At 67.0% G+C, this 22,811-nt stretch carries 25 protein-coding genes; 15 read left to right on the forward strand and 10 right to left on the reverse strand.

What is annotated here, in order from left to right:
- The 5 genes from ACI8U3_RS12855 to ACI8U3_RS12875 all read right to left on the reverse strand — a co-directional run.
- The coding region (locus ACI8U3_RS12855) for a GTP-binding protein (RefSeq protein ID WP_231492570.1) at positions 1–127 on the reverse strand (127 nt) is incomplete at its 3' end.
- A gap of 95 nt (positions 128–222) precedes the next feature.
- Positions 223–2,301, reverse strand: coding sequence for an elongation factor G (gene fusA, locus ACI8U3_RS12860; protein ID WP_415015275.1), 2,079 nt, complete (start codon positions 2,299–2,301; stop codon positions 223–225).
- A 120-nt stretch (positions 2,302–2,421) separates the two neighbouring features.
- Positions 2,422–2,895 carry a 30S ribosomal protein S7 gene (gene rpsG, locus ACI8U3_RS12865; protein WP_415015276.1) on the reverse strand — a complete coding sequence of 158 codons (474 nt, stop codon included), beginning with the start codon at positions 2,893–2,895 and terminating at the stop codon, positions 2,422–2,424.
- A gap of 39 nt (positions 2,896–2,934) precedes the next feature.
- Positions 2,935–3,309, reverse strand: coding sequence for a 30S ribosomal protein S12 (rpsL, locus tag ACI8U3_RS12870; protein ID WP_021697983.1), 375 nt, complete (start codon positions 3,307–3,309; stop codon positions 2,935–2,937).
- A 294-nt stretch (positions 3,310–3,603) separates the two neighbouring features.
- The gene (locus tag ACI8U3_RS12875; RefSeq protein WP_415015277.1) at positions 3,604–3,978 is read right to left on the reverse strand and encodes a TonB family protein; all 375 of its coding nucleotides are present in this window, start codon (positions 3,976–3,978) and stop codon (positions 3,604–3,606) included.
- Positions 3,979–4,110: 132 nt separating this feature from the next.
- Between ACI8U3_RS12875 and ACI8U3_RS12880 the strand changes: the two genes are divergently transcribed.
- The 13 genes from ACI8U3_RS12880 to ACI8U3_RS12940 all read left to right on the forward strand — a co-directional run bounded on the left by ACI8U3_RS12880 (position 4,111) and on the right by ACI8U3_RS12940 (position 14,132).
- The gene (locus tag ACI8U3_RS12880; protein WP_415015278.1) at positions 4,111–4,893 is read left to right on the forward strand and encodes a hypothetical protein; all 783 of its coding nucleotides are present in this window, start codon (positions 4,111–4,113) and stop codon (positions 4,891–4,893) included.
- Positions 4,894–5,199: 306 nt separating this feature from the next.
- Complete coding sequence (locus tag ACI8U3_RS12885; protein ID WP_415015348.1) at positions 5,200–6,657, forward strand: DEAD/DEAH box helicase; 1,458 nt, start codon at positions 5,200–5,202, stop codon at positions 6,655–6,657.
- 103 nt (positions 6,658–6,760) lie between these two features.
- Positions 6,761–7,243 (forward strand): YbhB/YbcL family Raf kinase inhibitor-like protein, encoded by a 483-nt coding sequence (locus tag ACI8U3_RS12890; RefSeq protein WP_415015279.1) that lies wholly within the window; start codon positions 6,761–6,763, stop codon positions 7,241–7,243.
- A 96-nt stretch (positions 7,244–7,339) separates the two neighbouring features.
- Positions 7,340–8,566 (forward strand): MFS transporter, encoded by a 1,227-nt coding sequence (locus tag ACI8U3_RS12895; RefSeq protein WP_415015280.1) that lies wholly within the window; start codon positions 7,340–7,342, stop codon positions 8,564–8,566.
- Between the two features lie 42 nt (positions 8,567–8,608).
- Positions 8,609–8,764: a hypothetical protein gene (locus ACI8U3_RS12900; RefSeq protein WP_415015281.1), complete on the forward strand. Its 156-nt coding sequence runs from the start codon at positions 8,609–8,611 to the stop codon at positions 8,762–8,764.
- A 108-nt stretch (positions 8,765–8,872) separates the two neighbouring features.
- Complete coding sequence (gene purQ / locus ACI8U3_RS12905) at positions 8,873–9,535, forward strand: phosphoribosylformylglycinamidine synthase subunit PurQ (protein WP_415015282.1); 663 nt, start codon at positions 8,873–8,875, stop codon at positions 9,533–9,535.
- Positions 9,536–9,590: 55 nt separating this feature from the next.
- Positions 9,591–9,731: a hypothetical protein gene (locus ACI8U3_RS12910; RefSeq protein ID WP_415015283.1), complete on the forward strand. Its 141-nt coding sequence runs from the start codon at positions 9,591–9,593 to the stop codon at positions 9,729–9,731.
- A gap of 60 nt (positions 9,732–9,791) precedes the next feature.
- Complete coding sequence (locus ACI8U3_RS12915; RefSeq protein ID WP_415015284.1) at positions 9,792–10,457, forward strand: glutathione S-transferase; 666 nt, start codon at positions 9,792–9,794, stop codon at positions 10,455–10,457.
- Positions 10,450–11,739, forward strand: a complete 1,290-nt coding sequence (locus ACI8U3_RS12920; protein ID WP_415015285.1) for a tetratricopeptide repeat protein — start codon at positions 10,450–10,452, stop codon at positions 11,737–11,739. Before ACI8U3_RS12915 ends, ACI8U3_RS12920 begins: the two co-directional genes overlap by 8 nt.
- A 24-nt stretch (positions 11,740–11,763) precedes the next feature.
- Complete coding sequence (locus tag ACI8U3_RS12925; protein ID WP_415015286.1) at positions 11,764–11,952, forward strand: hypothetical protein; 189 nt, start codon at positions 11,764–11,766, stop codon at positions 11,950–11,952.
- A 104-nt stretch (positions 11,953–12,056) separates the two neighbouring features.
- Positions 12,057–12,530, forward strand: a complete 474-nt coding sequence (gene greA / locus ACI8U3_RS12930; protein ID WP_415015287.1) for a transcription elongation factor GreA — start codon at positions 12,057–12,059, stop codon at positions 12,528–12,530.
- A complete protein-coding gene (locus ACI8U3_RS12935) occupies positions 12,521–13,495 on the forward strand; it encodes a mitochondrial fission ELM1 family protein (protein ID WP_415015288.1) in 975 nt (324 codons plus the stop codon). The genes greA and ACI8U3_RS12935 overlap by 10 nt, the downstream gene beginning before the upstream one ends.
- A 4-nt stretch (positions 13,496–13,499) precedes the next feature.
- The gene (locus ACI8U3_RS12940) at positions 13,500–14,132 is read left to right on the forward strand and encodes a 2OG-Fe(II) oxygenase (RefSeq protein ID WP_415015289.1); all 633 of its coding nucleotides are present in this window, start codon (positions 13,500–13,502) and stop codon (positions 14,130–14,132) included.
- 6 nt (positions 14,133–14,138) lie between these two features.
- Here ACI8U3_RS12940 and ACI8U3_RS12945 read toward each other — a convergent pair whose 3' ends face one another.
- Positions 14,139–14,435 (reverse strand): hypothetical protein, encoded by a 297-nt coding sequence (locus ACI8U3_RS12945; RefSeq protein WP_415015290.1) that lies wholly within the window; start codon positions 14,433–14,435, stop codon positions 14,139–14,141.
- Positions 14,436–14,484: 49 nt separating this feature from the next.
- Here ACI8U3_RS12945 and trxB point away from each other — a divergent pair, with 49 nt between their 5' ends.
- A complete protein-coding gene (trxB, locus tag ACI8U3_RS12950; protein ID WP_415015291.1) occupies positions 14,485–15,510 on the forward strand; it encodes a thioredoxin-disulfide reductase in 1,026 nt (341 codons plus the stop codon).
- 4 nt (positions 15,511–15,514) lie between these two features.
- On the opposite strand, the gene ACI8U3_RS12955 is transcribed toward trxB, so the two are convergent.
- The 4 genes from ACI8U3_RS12955 to ACI8U3_RS12970 all read right to left on the reverse strand — a co-directional run bounded on the left by ACI8U3_RS12955 (position 15,515) and on the right by ACI8U3_RS12970 (position 18,929).
- Entirely contained in the window at positions 15,515–15,922 is a 408-nt protein-coding gene (locus tag ACI8U3_RS12955) for a response regulator (RefSeq protein WP_415015292.1), read from the reverse strand.
- A 55-nt stretch (positions 15,923–15,977) separates the two neighbouring features.
- Positions 15,978–17,054, reverse strand: coding sequence for a sensor histidine kinase (locus ACI8U3_RS12960; RefSeq protein ID WP_415015293.1), 1,077 nt, complete (start codon positions 17,052–17,054; stop codon positions 15,978–15,980).
- 110 nt (positions 17,055–17,164) lie between these two features.
- On the reverse strand, positions 17,165–18,343 hold the full coding sequence (locus tag ACI8U3_RS12965; protein WP_415015294.1) for a cell wall hydrolase: 1,179 nt from the start codon (positions 18,341–18,343) through the stop codon (positions 17,165–17,167).
- Positions 18,344–18,455: 112 nt separating this feature from the next.
- The gene (locus ACI8U3_RS12970; protein WP_415015295.1) at positions 18,456–18,929 is read right to left on the reverse strand and encodes a Dps family protein; all 474 of its coding nucleotides are present in this window, start codon (positions 18,927–18,929) and stop codon (positions 18,456–18,458) included.
- Positions 18,930–19,216: 287 nt separating this feature from the next.
- On the opposite strand from ACI8U3_RS12970, the gene ACI8U3_RS12975 reads away from it, so the two are divergent.
- Positions 19,217–22,774 (forward strand): PAS domain S-box protein, encoded by a 3,558-nt coding sequence (locus ACI8U3_RS12975; protein WP_415015296.1) that lies wholly within the window; start codon positions 19,217–19,219, stop codon positions 22,772–22,774.
- Positions 22,775–22,811: the final 37 nt, after the last annotated feature.

Here is a 22,811-nt window from a genome sequence, read left to right on the forward strand (position 1 = left end):
TGGCGCCGCCGGCCTTCGCCAGCGTCATCGTGATCGCCGCCGTCAGGGTCGTCTTGCCGTGGTCAACGTGGCCGATCGTGCCGATGTTGCAGTGCGGCTTGGTGCGTTCAAACTTTTCCTTGGCCATATCTCTCAGCTCCTGTCCCCGAGACCGGGGTTACTTGGATTTCGGGGTTGTCGGCCCGCTATCTGGTGAAAGCGGGCCGGGATTGCAAATGCGGGTTAGGCGTACTTCTTGATCACTTCGTCGGCGACGTGCTGCGGCACCGGGTCGTAGTGGTCGTACTGCATGGTGAACTGCGCCCGGCCCTGCGACATGCCGCGCAGGTTGTTGACGTAGCCGAACATGTTGGCCAGCGGCACGAAGGCGTTCACGACGGTGGCGTTGCCGCGCACGTCCTGGCCCTGGATCATGCCGCGACGACCGTTCAGGTCGCCGATGACCGAACCCAGATACTCTTCCGGGGTCACGACCTCGACGGCCATGATCGGCTCAAGCAGTTTGGGCGCGCCCTGGGTGCGCAGTTCCTTGAAGGCGGCGCGCGAGGCGATCTCGAACGCCAGCACCGAGGAGTCCACGTCGTGGAAGGCGCCGTCGATCAGGGTGGCCTTGAAGTCGATCAGCGGGAAGCCGGCCAGCAGGCCGTTGTCCTTGGCGGACTCGATGCCCTTCTGAACGCCCGGGATGTATTCCTTGGGCACCGCGCCGCCGACAATGCCGGACTCGAACACGAAGCCCGAACCCGGCTCGCCCGGCTCGAACACCAGCTTGACGCGGGCGAACTGGCCCGTACCGCCGGTCTGCTTCTTGTGAGTGTAGTCGATCTCGGCCTTTTTGCCGAGGGACTCACGGTAGGCCACCTGCGGCGCGCCGATGGTCGCCTCGACCTTGTAGGTGCGCTTCAGGATGTCGATCTTGATGTCCAGGTGCAGCTCGCCCATGCCCTTCAGGATCGTCTGGCCCGACTCGTGGTCGGTGGAGACGGTGAAGGACGGATCCTCGGACGCCAGCTTGGCCAGGGCGACGCCCAGCTTCTCCTGGTCGGCCTTGGTCTTGGGCTCGACGGCGATCTCGATGACCGGCGCGGGGAACTCCATCTTCTCGAGGATGACGGGGTTCTTGATGGGGTCGCACAGGGTGTCGCCGGTGCGGGTGTCCTTCAGGCCGGCCAGGGCGACGATGTCGCCGGCGTAGGCTTCCTTGATGTCCTCACGGTTGTTGGAGTGCATCAGCAGCATCCGGCCGACGCGCTCCTTCTTGTCGCGGGTCGAGTTCAGCAGGCTCATGCCCGTTTCCATCTTGCCGGAGTAGATGCGGCAGAAGGTCAGCGAGCCGACGAAGGGGTCGTCCATGATCTTGAACGCCAGAACCGACAGGGGCTCTTCGTCAGAGGCGTGGCGAACCACCGGCTCCTCGGTCCGGTAGTCCAGACCCGGCGTCGGGGGGATGTCCAGCGGCGACGGCAGATAGTCGACCACCGCGTCCAGCAGCGGCTGCACGCCCTTGTTCTTGAACGCCGAGCCGCACAGGATCGGATAGAAGGCCGCCGTCAGAACCGCCTTGCGCAGGCACTTCTTGATGGTTTCCTCGGAGGGCTCGTTGCCTTCCAGGTAGGCTTCCATGGCTTCGTCGTCGAGCTCGACGGCGTTCTCGATCAGGTAGCTGCGCGCCTCGGCGGCCTTGTCGGCCAGGTCGGCGGGGATCTCTTCTTCCCGGAACTCGGCGCCCAGGCCGTCATTGTCCCAGATGATCGCCTTCATGCGGACCAGGTCCACGACGCCGCGCAGGTCGGATTCCTGACCGACGGGCAGCTGGATCGGAACGGCCTTAACGCCCAGGCGGTCGCGGATGGATTCCACGGACTTGTCGAAGTCGGCGCCCAGCTTGTCCATCTTGTTGACGAAGATGATGCGCGGCACGCGGTACTTGTCGGCCTGACGCCAGACGGTCTCGGTCTGGGGCTCCACGCCGGCGTTGCCGTCCAGCACGGTCACGGCGCCGTCCAGCACGCGCAGCGAGCGCTCGACTTCAATGGTGAAGTCCACGTGGCCGGGGGTGTCGATGATGTTGAGGCGCTTCTCTTTCCAGAAGGCGGTCGTCGCGGCGGACGTGATGGTGATGCCGCGCTCCTGCTCCTGGTCCATCCAGTCCATGGTGGCGGCGCCGTCGTGGACTTCGCCGATCTTGTGGGACTTGCCGGTGTAATAGAGGATCCGCTCGGTCGTCGTCGTCTTGCCCGCGTCGATGTGGGCCATGATGCCGAAGTTGCGGTAGTCCTCGATCTTGTTGATGCGGGCCATAATTCGAAAACTCGGGTGTTCGGCGCCGATCCGGCGCCTGGGTCAGGGAGGGCTTCAGGAGCGCGGGCGGTCTAACGCAAACCGCCCGCTTCTTGAAGGGCCGTCAGCCGGAAAACCGGCTTACCAGCGGTAGTGAGAGAAGGCGCGGTTGGCTTCGGCCATCTTGTGGGTGTCTTCACGCTTCTTGACCGCGGTGCCGCGGTTGTTGGCGGCGTCCAGCAGCTCGGCCGCCAGCTTTTCCGTCATGGTGTTCTCACCGCGGTTGCGCGCAGCGTTGACCAGCCAGCGGATGGCCAGGGCGCGGCGGCGATCGGGGCGAACCTCGACCGGCACCTGATAGGTGGCGCCGCCGACGCGGCGCGACCGGACCTCGACCGCCGGAGCGACGTTTTCCAGGGCCGAATGGAAGGTGGCGACCGGCTCCTGGTCCTTCTTCTTCTCGGCCAGGATGTCGAAGGCGCCGTAGACGATGTTCTCGGCGACGGCCTTCTTGCCCTCGTACATGACGTAATTCATGAACTTGGTGACGATCAGATCACCGTACTTGGGATCCGGCAGAACTTCACGCTTCTGTGCGCGGTGACGACGGGACATGGGGTTATCCTCTTAAATAATATTCTGGACGCGCAGGGCTTACTTCGGACGCTTCGCGCCGTAGTGCGAACGGCGCTGCTTGCGGTCCTTCACGCCTTGCGTGTCCAGCACGCCGCGCAGGATGTGGTAGCGGACGCCGGGAAGGTCCTTCACGCGGCCGCCGCGGATCAGGACCACCGAGTGCTCCTGAAGATTGTGGCCCTCGCCGGGGATGTAGCACACGGCTTCGTAGCCGTTCTTGGCCAGGCGGACCTTGGCCACCTTACGAAGGGCCGAGTTCGGCTTCTTCGGGGTCGTCGTATAGACGCGGGTGCAGACGCCGCGGCGCTGGGGCGAACCCTCCAGGGCCGGCACCTTGTTGCGCACGGGCTTGGGCTTGCGCGGCTTGCGGATCAGCTGGTTGATCGTAGGCATTCGTGTCTGGTCTCTTCTGCGATGGAGGCGTGTGCCTGTCGGCCGGGGCGCCTCGATTTCCTTCTTTTGGACGTGGCCGAAGCCGCGCCCGGGGTGTTATCGAGACCGACCGTGCGCTCAAACAGAAAAGCCGGAACGCGCGCTTTGGGCGTTCCGGCGGGCTCAGCCCGTCCGTTCGATTGTCACGAGATCAGCAGACGGCGAACCGCCCATGCCTCGAAGTGCGCGCCGTTTACGCTTCGGGGGGCGGAAGGTCAAGGCTCCGTCGAACGTCGGCGCCGGCGCCTCATGACCTCAGGAGTTGCCTATGCCCCACGTCATGGGGATCTCGATCGAACTCCCCTCGACGGATTGTCCGCCGATTTCGCGCGCCATCCTGAAGTAGGGCGCAAGGCGCAGGGTGGCCTCGCCGAACCCGGCGCCCGCCGGCGATTCCTCCAGAACCTCGCACGCCGTCAGCCGACCGTCGGCCTGAACGTCGCAGCGGATGCGCGCGAACCCGCCGGTTCCGTTACGCGCCGCCTGCGGGGGATAGTGCTGAAGCAGATGGTCGTGGGTGGGGCGACGGATCCATCCCTCGGCTGGACTGGTCGCACAGCCGACGACAGACAACAGGGCCACGGCCAGACTGACCCTGCGCGCAAATACCGCCCTGAGCTTTCCGGCCATGATCTCACCCCCCTTGCCGCTTCGCCTTAAACCCGACGCATAGCTTGCCGAATAATCCTGCGTCGAAACCGCTCGCCGCACAATCACGTCTGTATCCCGCGCTGCGGACGGGCGAGCACGACAAGGGGGCTCATGTCGACTTTACCGGTTCTGCACAGAGGCTTTGCGCGCAACCGGTCCCTGCTGGGCGTGCTGGGAGCCTCTCTTGCCCTGCATGCGATCGTTCTGGTGCTCGTCGGCATGCGCGCCGGCATGGACATGACCGGCTACAGCGCCCCGCCCGAACCTCTTTATATTCGCATCGAACCCCGCCCGCTGATGGCCGGCGAGACGGTGCGCGAGCCCCCCGTCACCGTGATCGCGGAGCCACGCGAGTCCCCCGCCCTTACCCGCGAGGTTCGCGCTCGAGCCATTCGCGACCAGACCGAAGACGAAGAGGAGGAACGCCGCCGCCTGGAGGCCCTGCGCCTGCCGGTTCGCCCATCGCCCTCGGCCCAGAACGTGGAGCCGCAGTGGCGGGTCAGTCCCGACGCCACCGGCGATCAGGTGGCGCGCGCGTTGCGGTCGTCAGGTCTGGCCTGCAGCCGCCCGCGCAATGACATGACCCCGGCCGAACGCGCCGCCTGCGACGAACGGTTCGCCGGCGCCGGCGATGCACCTCCCATTCGCGGCAGCGGCGATCCCGAACGCGACGAAGCCTTCGCCAGCCAAGGGCGCGCAAACATCGCACGCTATGAAGCCCAGCGTGCGCCGCTGTCGGGCGGAACCGGCGTGGTGGGTCCGGGGGACTGTCCCGGGTCCAATCTGGGCATGGGCTGCGCGGGCGCCCATCTGCGCGACGTGCCAGGCGTCGATGTGCGCCAAGGGGCCGAGACCCCCATCCGCCAGCCCGGCAACCGCGTCGACGACGACTGAAACGAAGGCGGCCTTGACGTGGCCGCAATTAGAGACCATCTAGCGCTGCATCGCACAAACGCGATTTCCGGCGCGCTCCAGCGCGTGTGGGTCTTAAGACAGACCTGACTGTAGAAGCGGCCGGCTCCTCAAGATTCATTCGCTGCCCGGACACGCGGGGCGGCGCCCGATCAATCCCGTCGGCCCGCATTTCGCGGACCCCATCGGGACTGGCGGCGCGCGGCCTTCGGCTTTGAGCCCGGCCTGATGCGCGTCGTCGCATGCGAAAGAACCATTTTGACCAAGACCCTTATTCCCTTCGCCGACATGGGCCTGAATCCGGCCCTGCTGCAGGCTCTGACGAGCCAGGGCTATCACACCCCCACCCCCATCCAGTCCCAGGCCATCCCGGACGTGATGAAGGGCAAGGATCTGCTGGGCATCGCCCAGACGGGCACCGGCAAGACGGCCGCCTTCGCCCTGCCGATCCTGCATCGGCTGGCCGCGGACCGTAAGGCGCCCGTGCCCCGCACGACCCGCGCCCTGATCCTCTCGCCCACCCGCGAACTGGCCAGCCAGATCGCCGACAGCTTCAAGGCCTACGGCGCCAACATGGGCTTCCGCGTGGCCGTGATCTTCGGCGGCGTGAAGTACGGCGGCCAGGAACGCGCCCTGCAACAGGGCCTGGACATCCTGGTGGCCACCCCGGGCCGCCTGCTGGACCACGTGCAGCAGAAGACCCTGGACCTGTCGACCACCGAGATCTTCGTGCTGGACGAGGCGGACCAGATGCTGGACCTGGGCTTCGTCAAGCCGATCCGCCAGGTGGTTTCGCGCATGACCGCGCGGCGCCAGAACCTGTTCTTCTCGGCCACCATGCCCAGCGAGATCGGCAAGCTGGCCGGCGAGCTGCTCAAGGACCCGGTCAAGGTCCAGGTGACGCCCCAGGCCACCACCGTCGAGCGCATCAAGCAGAGTGTGATCATCGTCGAACAGGGTCGCAAGCGCGCCCTGCTGTCGGAGATGTTCGCCGATCCGGCCATGACCCGCTGCCTGGTCTTCACCAAGACCAAGCACGGCGCCGACAAGGTCGCCGCCTATCTTGAGGCCGGCGGCGTCGAGGCCGGCGCCATCCACGGCAACAAGAGCCAGTCCCAGCGCGAGCGGGCCCTGGAAGCCTTCAAGAAGGGCAAGCTGCGGGTGCTGGTGGCCACTGACATCGCCGCGCGCGGCATCGACGTGGACGGCGTCTCGCACGTGGTCAATTTCGAGCTGCCTTTCGTGCCGGAAGCCTATGTGCACCGCATCGGGCGCACCGCGCGCGCCGGCGCCGACGGTTCGGCCGTCAGCTTCTGCGCCCCTGACGAGATGAAGCTGCTGCGCGACATCGAGCGGGTCACCCGCCAGAAGATCAAGAGCTGGGATCGCCGCAACGACAAGGCCCTGGCGGCGCTGGACGCCTCTATCATGGCCGCTGGCGTGGGCAAGAAGGCGACACTGCTGGACGACGATCGTCCGCGCGGCGAGGGACGGGGCCCCGGCGGCCGCGGCCGCAACCGCAACCCGCACCGCGACGGCGTGCGTCCCGAAGGCGGCAAGGGCCAGCCCCACCGTCAACGTCGGGCCAAGCCCGGCGCCGCGTCCGCCGACCGCGCCCAGCCGGAGCGTCCCGCCTACAACCCTATGGCCGGCGAACGCGCGCCCAAGCCTGCGGTGGAAGGCGACTTCAAGATGAAGCGCCGCGGCCGCAACCGCTCCGGCGCCCGCAAGCCTCAAATGGCCTGAGCACGCTTCGGGCCGGGCGGACGTATTGACCCCCGGCCCGGATCTTCGGCATCCCCTGTCCAGCTGACGCGTTCAGCACGCATCACTGGACAGGGAGACGCACATGACCTTCACCGTCACATCCAACGACTTCAAGGACGGCGACACGCTGCCCGACGGCCATGTGAAGGCGCACGGCGACACCTCCCCTAACCTGTCGTGGTCCGGCGCGCCCGAAGGGACCAAATCCTACGCCGTCACCTGCTATGATCCCGATGCGCCCACCGGTTCCGGCTTCTGGCACTGGACCGTGGCCAACATTCCCGCCGATGTGACCGAACTGGCCCACGGCGCCGGCGCCGTGGGCGGCGCGAACCTGCCGAAGGGCGCCATTCAGGGCCGCACCGATTACGGTGACGCCGGCTTCGGCGGGGCCGCACCGCCCCCGGGCCACGGCCCCCACCGCTACATCTTCACCGTATTCGCCGTGGATACGGACAAGCTGGACGTGACGGCCGACAACTCCGGCGCCGTGTTCGGCTTCAACCTGCACTTCCACACCCTGGCCCGGGCGCAGATCACGGCCATCTACGAAAACAAGGGCTGACGATCACTTTGGGTGACGCGGCGACGGCGACGCTTGCTGTCAGGTGAACGCTGATTATGTTGCGGCGCAATAATCCGCATCCAAGGTTCATTCCACGTGGCGTCTCCCTCCCCCGCCCCAGCTCCTGAACGCGCGCCCCCCGAACGCGCGCCCAATGTGCGGCTGATCCTGCTGGCGCTGGGGATGGGCGGGTTCGCCATCGGCGCCACCGAGTTCGCCTCCATGGGCATCCTGCCGTGGTTCGCGGCCGGTCTGGGCATCGACGAACCGACGGCGGGCCATGTGATCAGCGCCTATGCCCTGGGCGTGGTCATCGGCGCGCCGGTTCTGGCGGTGCTGGGCGCGCGCATGTCGCGGCGCGTCCTGCTGATTGTCCTGATGGGCCTGTTCGCCCTCGCCAACGGCCTCAGCGCCCTGGCGCCCACCTATGAGTGGATGCTGGTGTTCCGCTTCCTGTCGGGCGTGCCCCACGGCGCCTATTTCGGCGTCGCCGCCCTCGTGGCCGCCTCGGTGGCCCCGCCCGGCAAGCGGGCGCAGGCCGTGTCGCGCATCCTGCTGGGCCTGGCCATCGCCACCATCGTGGGCGTGCCCTTCGCCACTTTGGTCAGCCAGACCTTCGGCTGGCGCTGGGCCTTCGTCATCGTCTCGGTGCTGGCGGTCATCACCATGACGCTGGTCTATTTCCTGGTGCCGCGCGATCCGCGCCGTCCCGAAGCCAGCCCCTTGCGCGAGCTGGACGCCCTGAAGCGTCGACAGGTCTGGCTGACCCTGGGCGTCGGCGCCGTGGGCTTCGGCGGCATGTTCGCGGTCTACGCCTATTTCTCGGCGACCTTGCTGGCGGTCACGGGCGTCAGCGGACCGATGGTGTCCATCATGCTGGCGGTGTTCGGCCTGGGCATCGCCGCGGGCAACATCGGCTGGGGCTGGGCCGCCGACAAGCTGGGGTTCAAGGCCGCCGCCGTCCTGCTGACGTGGAGCGCCTTCGCCCTGGCGCTGTACCCGTTCGCCACCGGACAGGCGTGGTCCATGGCCATTCTCGCCTTCATGATCGGCATGGGCGGCGGGCTGGGCACCATCCTGCAGACCCGCCTGATGGACGTGGCCGGCGACGCCCAGACCCTGGCCGCCGCCCTGAACCACTCGGCCTTCAACACCGCCAATGCGCTCGGCCCCCTGCTGGCCGGGGCGGCCATCGCCGCGGGCTACGGCTGGTCCGTGGCCGGCTGGGTCGGCTGCGCCCTGTCCATCGGCGGGCTGATCATCTGGGGGCTGGCGTGGCTGGACCAGAAGCGGACCGAGGCGCGCCCCTGCCCGGCGGTCTGACAAGGTCGTTTGGCCAACGCCGCATCGGTGATAAGGTGACGTATGGCCGAGGTTACGAACGACCTGATCTATGAGGTGCTGAAGTCCGTCCAGCGGGACGTGACAATGGTGCGCAGCGACGTGGCCGACCTCAAGCATCAGATGAACGCCGTACGTACGCATCTGACCGCGATCCAGCAGGACGTCGGCAACATCTAGAATCGCCTCGGTCATCTGGAAGACCGTGTCGACCGCATCGAAATTCGCCTGGGTCTGGTCGAACCGTCTCACTGACAAACGCCGCGAACCCTGCTACAGGCCCGCGCCATGAGCGCAGCCGTCATCGTATTTCCGGGTTCCAACTGTGACCGCGACTGCAAGGTCGCCGTCGAACGCTCCACCGGCGCCAAGGTGGACATGGTCTGGCACGCCGACACAGAGCTTCCCTATGGCGTGGACCTGATCGTCCTGCCGGGCGGGTTCTCCTATGGCGACTATCTGCGCTCCGGCGCCATGGCGGCCCGCGCGCCGATCATGGATGCCGTCAAGAAAGCCGCCGACGCGGGCGTGGCGGTGGTGGGCATCTGCAACGGTTTCCAGATCCTGTGCGAGGCCGGGATGCTGCCGGGCGCCCTGATGAAGAACGCCGGGCTGAAATACGTCTGCAAGCCCATCGAGCTGGAAATCACCAACGGTCAGACCCGCTTCACCGCCGCTTATCAGGGCCGGCGCGAGGTGGTCATGACCCAGGGCAACGGCGACGGGAACTACTTCGCCGACGAAGAGACCCTCAATCGGCTGGAGGGCGAGGGCCAGGTGGTGTTCCGCTATGTCTCGAACCCCAATGGCTCGGCCCGCGACATCGCCGGCATCGTCAACGCGCGCGGCAACGTCCTGGGCATGATGCCCCACCCGGACCGGGCCTTCGAGGCCGAGCTGGGCTCCGCCGACGGCGCTGTGCTGTTCCAGAGCGTGATGGCCTCGGCCTGAACCACAGGGCCGTTTCATCCGTTTGACCGGCAACGGAAAATAACGGAGCCCTCCCATGCCCAGACTCGCCACCCTCGTCGGCGGATTGCTGCTCAATCGCGGCGCCCGCCGCTTCGCCGGCCGTAACGCTGGAAAGCTGGCCCTGGCGACGATCGCCTGGAAGCTGTTCTCGAACAGTCGTCGCAAGCGGCGCTGATCACGCTTTACGGCGCCGCTCGCCCCGCGCCATGATGGCGGCCTGTCGAAAGGGTCGTTCATGATCATCGTCCACCACCTCGCCGATTCCCGCTCACAGCGCGTGCTGTGGCTGCTTGAGGAACTGGGACTCGAGTACGAGGTGCGCCGCTATGAGCGGGATCCCGCCACCATGCTGGCCCCTGCGGAGTTGAAGGCGATCCATCCGCTGGGCAAATCGCCGGTGCTGGACGACGGCGACGTGCGTGTGGCCGAAACCGGGGCGATCATCGAATACCTGCTGGATACGCACGGCGCGGGCCGCCTGCGCCCCGCCGCCGGTTCGGCGGATCGTCTGCGTTTCACCTACTGGATGCACTACGCCGAGGGCTCGGCCATGCCGCCCCTGTTGCTCAAGCTGGTGTTCAGCCAACTGCCGAAGCGCGCGCCGGGGCTGGTCAAACCGATCGTGAACGGCATCGTCAAGGCGGCCAACAAGGGCTTCATCGATCCCCAGCTCAAGACCCACGCCGACTGGTGGAACAGCGAACTGGGCCGCGACGGCTGGTTCGCCGGACCGGACTTCAGCGCCGCTGACATCATGATGAGCTTCCCGCTGGAGGCCGCCGCCAGCCGAATGTCGGTGGCGCAGGGTCGGCCAAACATCGAAACCTTCCTGGAGCGCATCCATGCTCGCCCGGCCTATCAGGCGGCGCTGAAGCGCGGCGGGGCCTACGCTTATGCCTAGAGGGCTGGCCCTGCTGGCGACGGCGCTGATCCTGGCCGCCGCTCCCACTGCGGCGCAGGCGCAGAAACCCGCCGCCTTGGAAGCGCGGGCCGTGCACCTCAATGATTTCGCTGAGCGAGCCTACGCCCTCAACATGGCCGAAGATCACGCCGCCGCCGAGCCCGCGTTGAGAGAGGTGGTCGAGGGATGGCGGGCGTTGGGCTGGGGCGACACAGAAGCGGCCCACGCCACGATCCTGCTCTGGGCATGGAGCCTGATCGAACTGGAACGCTTCGATGAGGCCGAGAGCGAACTACGGGGCCTGACCCGCGATCCCGCCGTCAGCGGGGCCGAGCTGACATCCGCCTGGGGCTTGCTGGCCAAGATGTACTCCCGCTCAGGCCGTTTCCTCGACGCGGAGCCGGCGGCGGCGCTGGCGCTGGTTCATGCGCGTGAAACCTACGGCGAAACGCACGGGGAAACCGCCACCGCCTGGCACAATCTGGGCACGGCGCGCGGAGAGATCGGACGCAACACTGACGCCGTCGCCGCGCTCAGGCGCGCTGTCGCCCTGCGCGAGCAGCTCTTCGGAGCCACCGGCGAGCCGACCCTTGTCTCGATTTACAACCTCGCCGCCCATCTGCACGCGCGCGGGGACCTGGATCAGGCCGAGCCCCTGCTGCGTCAGGTGCTGGACAGCGCCGAGCCGGGCGGCGAAAGCCACACATACGCCCTGCACCACCTAGGCTTCACCCTCACGCGAATGGGCCGCCACGTCGAGGCGGAGCCCCTATTGCGCCAGGCGGCGTCCTGGCGCGCCGGCCTGTCCGACCGACATATGGAGGCGGTGAGTGTGGCCGCCCTGGCCGACTCCCTGAACGGTCAGGGGCGTTATGAAGAAGCCGAAGCCGCCTATGATCAATCCGTCGACCTGTTGCGCGAGCAATACCAGCCCGGCTTCGCCATGACCCTCAGCGGCGTCCTGCTGGGCCGTGGCGAGACGCGGCAGGCCATGGGCCGGGTGCGGGAGGCTGAAGAGGATTATCGTCAGGCCGTGGAAATCGCCCGCGCCAATGTCGCTGCCGGGCACCCTCGCCTGACTCTTCGACAACTGGGCCTGGCGGCGTTCCTCAACGAGCAGCGCCGCCCCGGCGAAGCGCTGGCCTTGCTGCGGCCCGCCCGCGACGCCCTGCTGGCGCGCACGCGGAACATCGGCGGCGGCGAAGCCCGCGCGGAAGTGCACCCCTTCCGCTCACTTTTCCGCGAAACGGTCGAGGCGGCCTGGGCGGCGACGCAACCGTAGGGGTCCGGGCCCGTTTAAAGGCCCATGAAGCTTTCAGTCATTCAGTATGTCTCCCTGGCGCTTGCCGGCATCGCGCTGGTGTTCGCCTTCATGGCGGCGGGCGTCGGCGCCGTGGCCGGTCTCATCGCCCTTCTTCTCGGCGCGGCCCTGGTCTGGCTCGGCTGGCGAGCGGTGCGACACCGCTTTTCGCAGTCGCGAGACAGGACCGCTTGAAGTCCGCCGCAACGCGACCTATCCTCTCTGGCCGGTCGAAGCGCCCTCGACCGGCATTTGTTTGCTTGCACCTTCGCTAGGGCGAATAAGAAACCCAATCGCACATGGAAAAAGTGCCGATGACGGCCGAGGGCTATCGCGCTCTCGACGATCAGTTGAAACAACTCAAGTCCGTGGAGCGTCCCGCGGTCATCGCCGCAATTTCGGAGGCGCGCGAGCACGGCGACCTGTCCGAGAACGCGGAGTATCACGCGGCCAAGGAGCGACAGGGCTGGATCGAAGGCCAGATCGCCGAGATCGAGGACAAGATCAGTCGCGCCCAGGTCATCGACGTCTCCAAACTGTCGGGCGACCAGGTGAAATTCGGCGCCACGGTCACCGTGGTGGATGAGGACACCGAGGAAGAAGGCCGCTACCAGATCGTCGGCGAGCACGAAGCCGACGTGAAGCAGGGCAAGATTTCCGTCACCTCGCCCATCGCCCGCGCCATGATCTCCAAGGAAGTGGGCGACGTAGTCGAGGTGAACACCCCCGGCGGCGTGAAGGCCTACGAAATCCTCAAGGTCGAGTGGAAATAAGGCCGGCACCCGTCTGGCTCATCACCAACGGAGCGACCGGCTCCGACGTTCAGGCGCGCGGCGTGGCCGAGGCTCTCGGCGCGCGTCACGAACTGTTCCATGTGACCCCGAAAGCGCCCTGGCGCTGGCTGGCGCCGTGGGGGCCTGTCGCGCCCGGCGAGGTGGGCGACGGCGCCCGCTTCTCGCCGCCCTGGCCGAATCTCCTGATTTCAGTGGGACGGCAGGCGGCGCCCTACGTCCGCGCCATCCGCAACGCGTCTGGCGGCGAGGTCTTCACCGTCGCACTGCAGGATCCCAAGACCGGGCCAAAAGCCTTCGATTTCATCTGGGCGCCGGAGCATGATCCGGTCACCGGCCCGAATGTCCTGAAGACGCTCACGTCGCCACACCGGCTCAACGCGGCGCGTCTCCGCGAAGAAGGCGGGAAGGCGCTGGACGATCTGTCCAGCCTGCCCCGCCCCTATGTGCTGTTGATGGTGGGCGGCCCCAACGGCGTTTATCGCTTCGACGAGGCCGAGCTGGACCGCCTGCTGGCCCTGACGGACCAGGCGGCGGGCGGCGGAACCGTGCTGGCCACCGCCTCGCGACGCACCCCGCCCGCCTTCACCGAACACCTGCGCCAGTGGGTCGCTTCCCGCCCCGCCCGCCTCTACGACGGGTCCGGCCCCAACCCCTACGCCGGATGGGTCGCTGTGGCGGACGCCATCATCGTCACTGCGGATTCGGTGAACATGGCGGGCGAGGCCGCCTCCACCGGCAAGCCGGTCCATGTGTTCCATCCCCCCGGCGCAGAGGGCTCTAAATTTGACCGTTATCACCAGGCCCTGACCGCCACGGGCGCCACTCGACCGTTAGAGGGGCGTCTTGACGCATGGACCTATGCGCCGGTGGACGCGACCACCTATATTGCCGATGCGCTGCGGCGGCGTCTGGCCGAACGGGGCGTGGTTCTGAACGCGGAGTAGGCCCATGGCCCTGCTGGACATCGACAAGCTGAACGCCACGCCCCTGCGGCGCGCGCCCTATGACTATCTGGTGGTCGAGAATTTCGTGAGGCCCGAGGCCTTCGGCGAGGTCAGCCGCGACTTTCCGTCCATGGACGTGCCTGGCTCGGTGCCGCCCAGCGAACTGGACATCCATGGCCGCTTCGCCGAAATGCTGGCCGAGATGGACGGTCCCGCCTTCCGTCAGGCTGTGGAGGCGAAGTTCGACGTCGACCTTCGCGGGAAGCCCACCATGTTCACCGTGCGCGGCCGCTGCCGCGCCACCGACGGCAAGATCCACACGGATTCGAAATCAAAGATCATCACCGTCCTGCTCTACATGAACGACGACTGGGACGCGGACGGCGGTCGCCTGCGCATCCTCAACAGCGATGATCTGAACGATGTGGCCGCCGAGGTGCCGCCCAACGGCGGGACCCTGCTGATCTTCCGTCGCTCCGAGACCTCTTACCACGGCCACGAACCCTTCGAGGGCAAGCGCCGCGCCATCCAGATGAACTGGGTCACCAGCCGCGGCGTAGTGGCGTGGGAGCAGTTCCGCCATCGCCTGTCAGCCATGTCCAAGAAGCGCAAGGCGGCCGACGTCGACATGATGTAGGCACGATCAGTCCCCGCCGCCGCCGTCACCGCCGCCATCCGACGAATCCATGTCGTTCCGCGTCTTGTCGGACGAGGTGTCGGTCGCCGGGACCGAGCCGTCTCCCCCCTTCCTGCGCGCGTCGGCGCGCATGGCGCCGCCCATGGCCACGCCGATGCCCGCGCCGATCGCCAGGCCGAGGCTGATGCCCAGGGCGAGATTGTCCAGGGCTACGCCCAGCGCCGTGCCGGTAGAAAGTCCGATGGCAATCCCGATCGCCAGGCCCGCCCCGGGACCGCCCTGCGTATTTTTGTCCTCAGCCATTCCTCTTCCCCATGTCGCAAACCAGATGATTGCATCCTAGATTGGGACCATGTCGAATCCCACCGCTCCCCACACCGCCCAGCCTCGCACCGTCCGCGTCGCCGTCATCGGTTCCGGCCCCGCCGGCTGGACCGCCGCCATCTACGCCGCCCGCGCCATGCTGGAGCCCGTGGTCATCGCCGGCCTGCAGCCCGGCGGCCAGCTGACCATCACCACCGAGGTCGAGAACTATCCCGGCTTCGCCGAGGTTATCCAGGGCCCCTGGCTGATGCAGCAGATGCAGGCCCAGGCCGAGCACGTGGGAACAGAGGTCATCCACGACATCGTGGTGGAGGCGGACCTGTCGCAGCGTCCCTTCCGCCTGAAGCTGGATTCCGGCGGCGAGATGCTGGCGGAAACCGTCATCATCTCCACCGGCGCCCAGGCCAAATGGCTAGGCCTGCCGTCAGAACAGAAATTCCAGGGTTTCGGCGTCTCGGCCTGCGCCACCTGCGACGGCTTCTTCTACCGCAACAAGGAAGTTGTGGTGGTCGGCGGCGGCAACACGGCGGTGGAGGAGGCCCTGTTCCTCACCAATTTCGCCTCGAAGGTCACGGTCGTCCACCGCCGCGACGAGTTCCGCGCCGAGAAGATCCTGCAGGAGCGCCTGTTCGCCAATCCCAAGGTCGAAGTGATCTGGAACCATGCGGTGGACGAGGTGCTGGGCACCGAAAACCCCATGGGCGTCACCGGTCTGCGCCTCAAGAGCACGCAAACCGGAGAGACGCGAGAGGTGGCCTGCGACGGCTTCTTCGTCGCCATCGGCCACGCGCCGTCGTCCGAGCTGTTCAAGGGCCAGCTGGAGATGAACGAGGGCGGCTATCTCAAGGTGAAGCCCGGAACCACCGCCACCGCCATTCCCGGCGTGTGGGCCGCGGGCGACGTCACAGACGACGTCTATCGCCAGGCCGTGACGGCGGCGGGCATGGGCTGCATGGCGGCGCTGGAGGCTGCGCGCTTCCTGGCCGAAGTCGATCACGCCAAGGCCGGCGACCCCATCAGCCACAAGGAAGCGGAAAAGATCGGCGCGTGGTGACGGCCTAGCCGAACAGCCTCAGTTCGGCGGGCGGAGGCGGCGACCTCTCGCCCTGGCGGCGACGCAGAGCGTATTCAACGGCTGTCTGCACGGCGAACTCGTCGGTCGGCTTGGTCAGCACGCCAATGGTTCCGGCCACGCCGTCGCGGACCATGCCGGGGTTGGCGGTCATGTAAAGCACGGTGACGTTCTGCTCGTTGGCCAGCTCCCGGCCCAGCTCGACCCCCGTGGGGCCATCGGACAGGTGAATGTCTACGAGCGCCAGATCCACTGGAGCCTCGCGCACCACATTTCGGGCCGTTCTGGCGTCCGCCACAGCGTCCACGACCTCGTAGCCGAGATCTTCCAGCACGAAGCGCAGCTCCATGGCCACGATCGCTTCGTCCTCGATGATCAGAATTCTCGCCGTCATGTCCTTTTACTCAAAAGCCTTGGTGGCCCTCCGCCAGCAATAACGCAGAACAAGGTTATAAGGTTTCGTTAGCCTTGATGGCCGCCCTGCGACGCGACAGCGCAGTGGACGGTAAATCCGCTATGATGACCAAACCCTGCGGCTCCCACTTTCGTTCCAGTTTGCCGCCCAGTTGAGCCTCAACTGACAGGGTTGCGAGACTTGAGCCAAAGCCGGCGTGGGTCGGCTCATGACTTATGGTCGGCCCGCCTTCCTCGACCCAGGTCAGAATAAACCGGTCGTCCCTGTTCTCTGTAGTGAGGGTCACGATACCGTCAGGCATGGACAGGGCGCCGTATTTGGCGGCGTTGGTGGCCAGTTCGTGGAACAGCAGGGCGACCGACGTCGCGGCCTGATCGTCGAAGGCGGCGTCATCGCCCTTCAGGACCACCCGCGGCGACCCGTCCTCGGTTGAGTAGGCCCGGAACAGATCCGCCAGGAAGGCGTGCAGCGTCATGTCGCCGACCGTGGGCCGGGAGACTTCCGTGTGGGGCCGCACGAACTCGTGGGCCCGCGCCAGAGCCGCCACACGGGTTCGCAGGTCCCGGGCGAACGGCGCCGCCTCAGGGTGTTTGCGCGCCGACAGGGCGATCAGGGACGACACCACCGCGAAGATGTTCTTGATCCGGTGACTCAGTTCCTGGCTCAGCACCTCCTTGTGCTGCTCCATGCGCTTCAGATCGTCGATGTCGGTGCAGGTGCCGAACCAGCGCGTAATGCGCCCGTCCTCGTCCTTCAGCGGCATGGCGCGGCCCAGGGTCCAGCGATAGACGCCTGACCGGTGCCTCAGCCGATACTCGATCTCGTAGGGTTCGCCGGTTTCGAGCGAATGCTTCCACAGCGCCCAGGCCCGTTCCTGATCGTCCGGGTGGAACATGTCGTTCCAGCCCTCGCCGTCGGTGGACCCGTCAGGCACGCCGGTGAACTCGTACCAGCGGGCGTTGTAATAGTCGTGGAAACCATCCGGGCGGGTGGACCAGACCATCTGGGGCATGCTGTCGGCCAGAACCCGGAACCGGGCGTCGCTGGCGGCCAGGGCCTCCTGCGCCTTGCGCAGATCGTCGGCCTCATCAGCAGCTGTTTCGGTGTTCACGCGGTCTTTCACTGGCGCTCCGGCGGCAACCCCGACGCGACGCTCGCGTGGGCCGTCATCCTTAATGCAAAGGTCGCTTAATTGTTGCAGGACAGAGGCTTGGGGCGGGCTCAGCCGGCAGGCCGGCCCACTTCCTCGACCTCGAGCGGCGTCACCCCCGGCGGCGGCGCAGGGGCGGGTTCAGGGGCGGAGCTTTGCTGTTCGAAATCGGCGAGTCGCTCGTTGATGCGCGCCACGTCCTCGGCCGTGGGCTGGCGACGGCCGCCGAGACTGACCACGCCGACCACGCGGGTGGCGCCGTTGATCTCGACGGTGCGGGGCGCGGACCCCGTAGCTTCGGCCAGGCTTTCCAGGCTCTCACCAGCCGAGGCGGTCTGCATGCGCGGGCGGGCGAACCGCGCCTCGTCGATCACCGGCTCCCGCCCGGCATGGGCCTGAATGAACGCCGATGTGTCGCCCAGGGCGCCGTTCCAGCGATAGAAGATATGCGCCCCGATCTGGCGAATCTTGGTCACCGTCGGCGCCCACCAAGGGTGGACGTAGTCGGCGTGATAGTGGGTTGCCGTGCCCACCTCCGCGGCCACATGGCCCGCCAGGGCGCGCTGGGCCACCGCCTCGGCGCGCCGCCAGGCCCAACCCACAGGCGCCTGCGAAAGGGCTCCGTCGCAGGTGAAGCTGAACTGACAGCCGGTATTCCGCTCGGCGCCCTCGAACACCACGCCGCAAACGGTGTCGGGGTAGTTTGGATCGCGCACCCGGTTCAGAACCACCTGGGCAACCGCTTCCTGACCCAGGGTGCTTTCCAGAGCGGCCTCGTAATACACAGCCTGGGTCAGGCAGCGCTGGGCGCGGCGGCGGTCGTCCGCCGTGGCGGCGTTGAACACGAAGGGTCGCGCGGGGCGCAGGGCTCCTGCTTCCGCCGCCATGGCCGCATTCAACCGGAAGGCCTCCGCGCCCGACGCCGTGGCGTCCAGTCGCGGCCGTCCGCTGAGGGTCAGGGTCTCCCACCCCGGCGTCAGACCGGGCAGGTTCTGCCCGCGAAACGCCGGATCATGCCGCTGCGCCAGCGCCAGACTGGCCGGATCCAGCCGGCTTGAAATGGCCAGCAATCCGGCTTCGTCCAGCCGGCCCTGGGTCAGGCGGGCCAGTCCCTCGGCGGCGCGGTCGCTCTCGGGTCGCACCGTCGAACTGGCCGACACCGCAAGCGCCAAGGCGCCCACAACGACAGGCGCGGCCGTGACAATGCGCCACGTCCGCTTCAATGCCTGTCTGACGTCATGGGTCCGCATGGGCGCTCCGGGACTTGGCGCGAAGTCGCGCCTTCACGCTCCAATACCCGCATTTTCCGGCGGATTCATGTTCCCGATCTTACGACCGGTTCACCTCACTGGCCCGCGCATTTCACTGGGTGGTGGCGCGCAGCATCCAGGCGGTCTTCTCGTGAGCGGCCAGCCGCTGCGTGAGCAGATCGGCGGTGGCTTCGTCCCCGGCTTCGTCGGCCGTCTCGATGGCCTTGCGCAGGGTGGCGATGACCGTGCCGTGGTCGCTGACCAGCTCCTCGATCATGGATTGGGAATCCTTTTCAGGATCGCCGTCCTTGATGCCCGTCTGGTTGCCGAACGTACCGAATCCCTGGGGCGCGGTTTCGCCCAGTGAACGGATGCGCTCGGCGATTTCGTCCAACGCGGCCCACTGCTCGCGATACTGCTCTTCAAGCATGTTGTGCAGGCCGAAGAACTGAGGCCCGCGCACGTTCCAGTGGTAGCCGTGCGTCTTCAGATAAAGGGCGAAGCTGTCCGCCAGCACCTTCTTCAGCTCGGCGGCGATGTCGGTGCGGTCAGCCTTCTTCAGGCCGGTGTCCATCTTGGCGGTCATTGGTTGCTCCTTGAGGTCGACTCGGGATGATGATGAGGTAGGAACGGTCAAGCTGGACGCAAGGGTATCCATGCGCCCTGCGAACATTCCTCGGCGCCAGGAACGCGTTAGCGGTCAAAGCGTTGCCAACCACAGCCGCTGCTCCGGCCATCGGGGCTGAGATGGATCGGAACCAGCGGATTATCGGGGGAGACATGTCCGCAGGGACGGGTGAAAAAACCGAACGACCGGCAGAACGCATTATCCGGCGCATTGCCCTGTCCCGGGAGAGGGGGAAGAGCCACGCCTTGCTGATCGGCTTGGCGGGCGGCGCCGCCGGCCTTCTGATCAGGCTTTCCCTGCAAGGCGTCTACGGTAGTTCGCCGGGCCTGATGCTCATGCTGCCGGGCATTCTGGTGGCCGCTTTGTGGGCCGGTCGCCTGGCGGGATTCAGTGCGCTGGCGCTCTGCGTCGCAGGCGCCTGGCTGCTGACCACCCTGCCGGGATTGTTCGTGCTCGACACCGCGCAGGGCCTGGTCAACACCGTCACCTTCTCGATCACCAGCACCTTCGGCGTCATCCTGTCGGCCTCCCTGCGGCGGACGCTGCAGTCCCTCGCTGATTCCAATGCCGCGCTTCGAGCGTCCACCTCCGCCGTGGACGAGAGCGAGGCTCGTTTTCGTCTGGTCAGCGAGGATGCGCCCGTGATGCTCTGGATGAGCGACGAACAGGGCGACTGCGTCTATCTGAACAAGGCCCAGCGAGAGTTCTGGGGGGCGCCCGAGGATTTGTCGGCTTTCGACTGGAGCGCCACCCTGCATCCGGACGACGCAGAGCGCGTCACCGCCATCGGCATGAACGCCGCCATGGCCGGTCAAGGGTTCGAGGTGGAGGCCCGCTATCGCCGCCATGACGGCGCCTGGCGCATTCTCAGCACCACCGCCCGCCCCCGGTTCGACGCCGAAGATCGTTTCTTCGGCATGATCGGGGTCAACCTCGACGTCACTGACGCCCGTATGGTCGAAGGCGCGCTGCGCGAGAACGAGGCCGAACTCACCGCCATGGTCGAACAGGCGGCGGCCGGCATCATCAAGGCGGACCTGAACGGCAAGGTGCTGAAGGCCAACGATCGCTTCTGCGAGATGCTGGGCTTCTCCCGCGACGACATCGTCACAAAGACCACCACAGACCTCAGTCATCCCGACGATGTCGAGCGCACCCGCGCCGAGGTGCGCCGCGCCATGGATGATCCTCAGGGCGTCCGGTTCGAAAAGCGCTATCGCCGCCGCGACGGCTCGGTGTTCTGGGCCCTGACCTCAGTCCGCGTCGGTCGCGACGAGCCGGGTGCGGAGCCCTGGCTCATGGCGGTGGTCACTGACATCTCCGACGCCAAGGCGGCCGAGGCGGCCTTGCGCGAGAGCGAGGAGCGTTTCCGCCTGCTGGCCGACACCGCACCCGCCCCGGTCTGGCTGACCGACGAAAACGGAGCGGTCGAGTTCGCCAACGAGGCCCTGGGCGCCTTCTATGATCGTCCGGCGCAGGAGATCCACGGCCACATCTGGAAGGACACCCTGCACCCCGAAGATGCGCGCACGGTCGCGGAAATCCAGAACCATGCGCGGCCTGCCCGCCTGCCCTACGGGTTTGAAGCCCGGTTCAGGAACGGGCGCGATCAGTGGCGCTGGATGCGCGTCAGCGTGAAACCCCGCTTCGATCCGGACGGCCGATTCCTCGGCTACGCAGGCATGTCCTTCGACATCACAGAAACCCAGGAGGCCCTGCAACGCCTTGAACGGGATCAACGCCGTCAGACCTTCCTGCTCGAACTGACCGACCGCCTGCGCGACATAGACGACCCTGACGACATCATGATCGAGGTGGAAAGCGCCCTGGGCGGAGTCCTGGGCGTCCAGCGGGTCGGCTATGGCGAGGTCAACGAGGATCAGGCGGTGGTCTCGTTCGGCCGCGACTGGACCTCGGGCGTGGCCAGCGCCCAGGGTGAGTGGGCTTTCGACGCCTTCGGCGAGAAACTGATGCAGTCCCTCGCCGCAGGGCAGGTCATCCGCATCAACGACGTGCGAGAGGATTCGCGCACCCTCGACGCCATCGAGACCTTCGAATCCATCGAGACATGCGCCCTTGTCCGCGCGCCTCTGGTGCGCAGCGGTCGCCTGCGCGCCTTCCTCTATGTGCACGACTCCCAGCCGCGCGACTGGACCGACGCCGAGGTCGGTTTGATCCAGGATGTCGCCGACCGCACCTGGGCCGAGATCGAGCGGGCAAGGGCTGAGTCCGACCTGCGGGAGAGCGAGAGCCGGTTCCGCGACATCGCCGACACGGCGCCTGTGCTCATCTGGGTGACGCGCGCCGACCGCGTCCGGTCGTTCGTCAATCAGGCCTATGTGGAATACATGGGCGCGGACTACGAGACCGTGCGCACCGCCGACTGGCGTGAGTATCTGCATCCGGGCGACCACGACCGCATCCTGGCCGAATCCCTCGCCGGGGAAGCGACGGGTCAGCCCTTCTCGCTCGAGGCTCGCTACCGGCACAACTCCGGCGAGTACCGCTGGCTGCGTTCCTTCTCACGGCCCCGTCTGGGCGCCCAGGGCGAGGTCATCGGCTTCGTCGGCGTGGCCTTCGACGTCAATGAGGCCAAGAAGGCGGAACAGGACCTCAAGCGCATCAACGAACTGCTCGAGGAGCGGGTCTCCGAGGCGCTGGAGGAGAAAGCCCGCGCGGAACAGGACCTGATGCACGCCCAGCGTATGGAAGCGGTGGGACGCCTGACCGGCGGCGTGGCCCATGACTTCAACAATTTGCTGACCGTGGTCATCGGCGCCCTGGACATGATCCTGAAGTCGCCCGACGACGCCGCCCGGCGCCAGAAGATGGGCGAGGCCGCCCTTGCCGCCGCCCGCCGGGGCGAGCGCCTCACCCACCAACTGCTGGCCTTCTCCCGGCGGCAAGCCCTGCGGCCAGAGCCCTGCGATCTGAACGCCCTGATCCGCGAGAGCGAGCCGCTGCTGCGTCGCGGCGTCGGCGAAGCCATCGACTTCAATCTGAAGCTCAAGCGGGGCGGCGCGTTCGCGCGCGTGGACGCCGCCCAGTTCGAGGCCGCCCTGCTCAATCTGGTGGTCAACGCTCGCGACGCCATGGGCGAACAGGGACGGCTGCGCGTTTCCACTGAAACGTGCGACCTGCCCGGAGGGCCTGTCGACACGCCCCACATCTGCGTCACCGTCAAGGACTCGGGCGAAGGCATGAGCGACGAGGTGCGCGACCGGGTTTTCGAGCCCTTCTTCACCACCAAGGCCGTGGGCAAGGGCACGGGTCTGGGCCTCAGCCAGGTCTACGGCTTCGCGCGCCAGAGCGGGGGTGATGTCCGGATCAAGAGTTCGCCCGGCAAGGGCACGGAGGTCCGGCTCTACCTGCCCGCTCTCGCTGAGGACGACGTGATCCAAGTCGCCGTGGCCGAGGAAACCGCACCCGCCTCGGTGACAGGTCGCCGGGTTCTGCTGGTGGAGGACGACCAGGCCGTGTCCGCCGTGGCCATGGACCTGCTGATGAGCTTCGGGCTCGAGGTGGTGGCGGTGGAGAACGCCGACCAGGCCCTCACCGCCCTGGAGGCCAGCCGGTTCGACCTGATGCTGACCGACATCGTCATGCCCGGCGGCATGAGCGGCATTGAACTGGCGCGCCAGACGGCCCGGCGCTGGCCCGACATGCATATCGTCCTGACGTCCGGCTATGCGGGCGATGATGTGGAGGAGGCCATGAAGGACGCCCCCTGGCCCCTGCTGCCCAAGCCCTACGCCGCCGAGGCGCTTCAGCGTCGCCTGGGTGAAATTCTCGCCCTCGGCTGATCGAGCCCCGCCCGATTTTCCTTGCATCCGTCCGCCG

Source organism: Brevundimonas sp., assembly GCF_047617075.1.
GTDB lineage: Bacteria > Pseudomonadota > Alphaproteobacteria > Caulobacterales > Caulobacteraceae > Brevundimonas.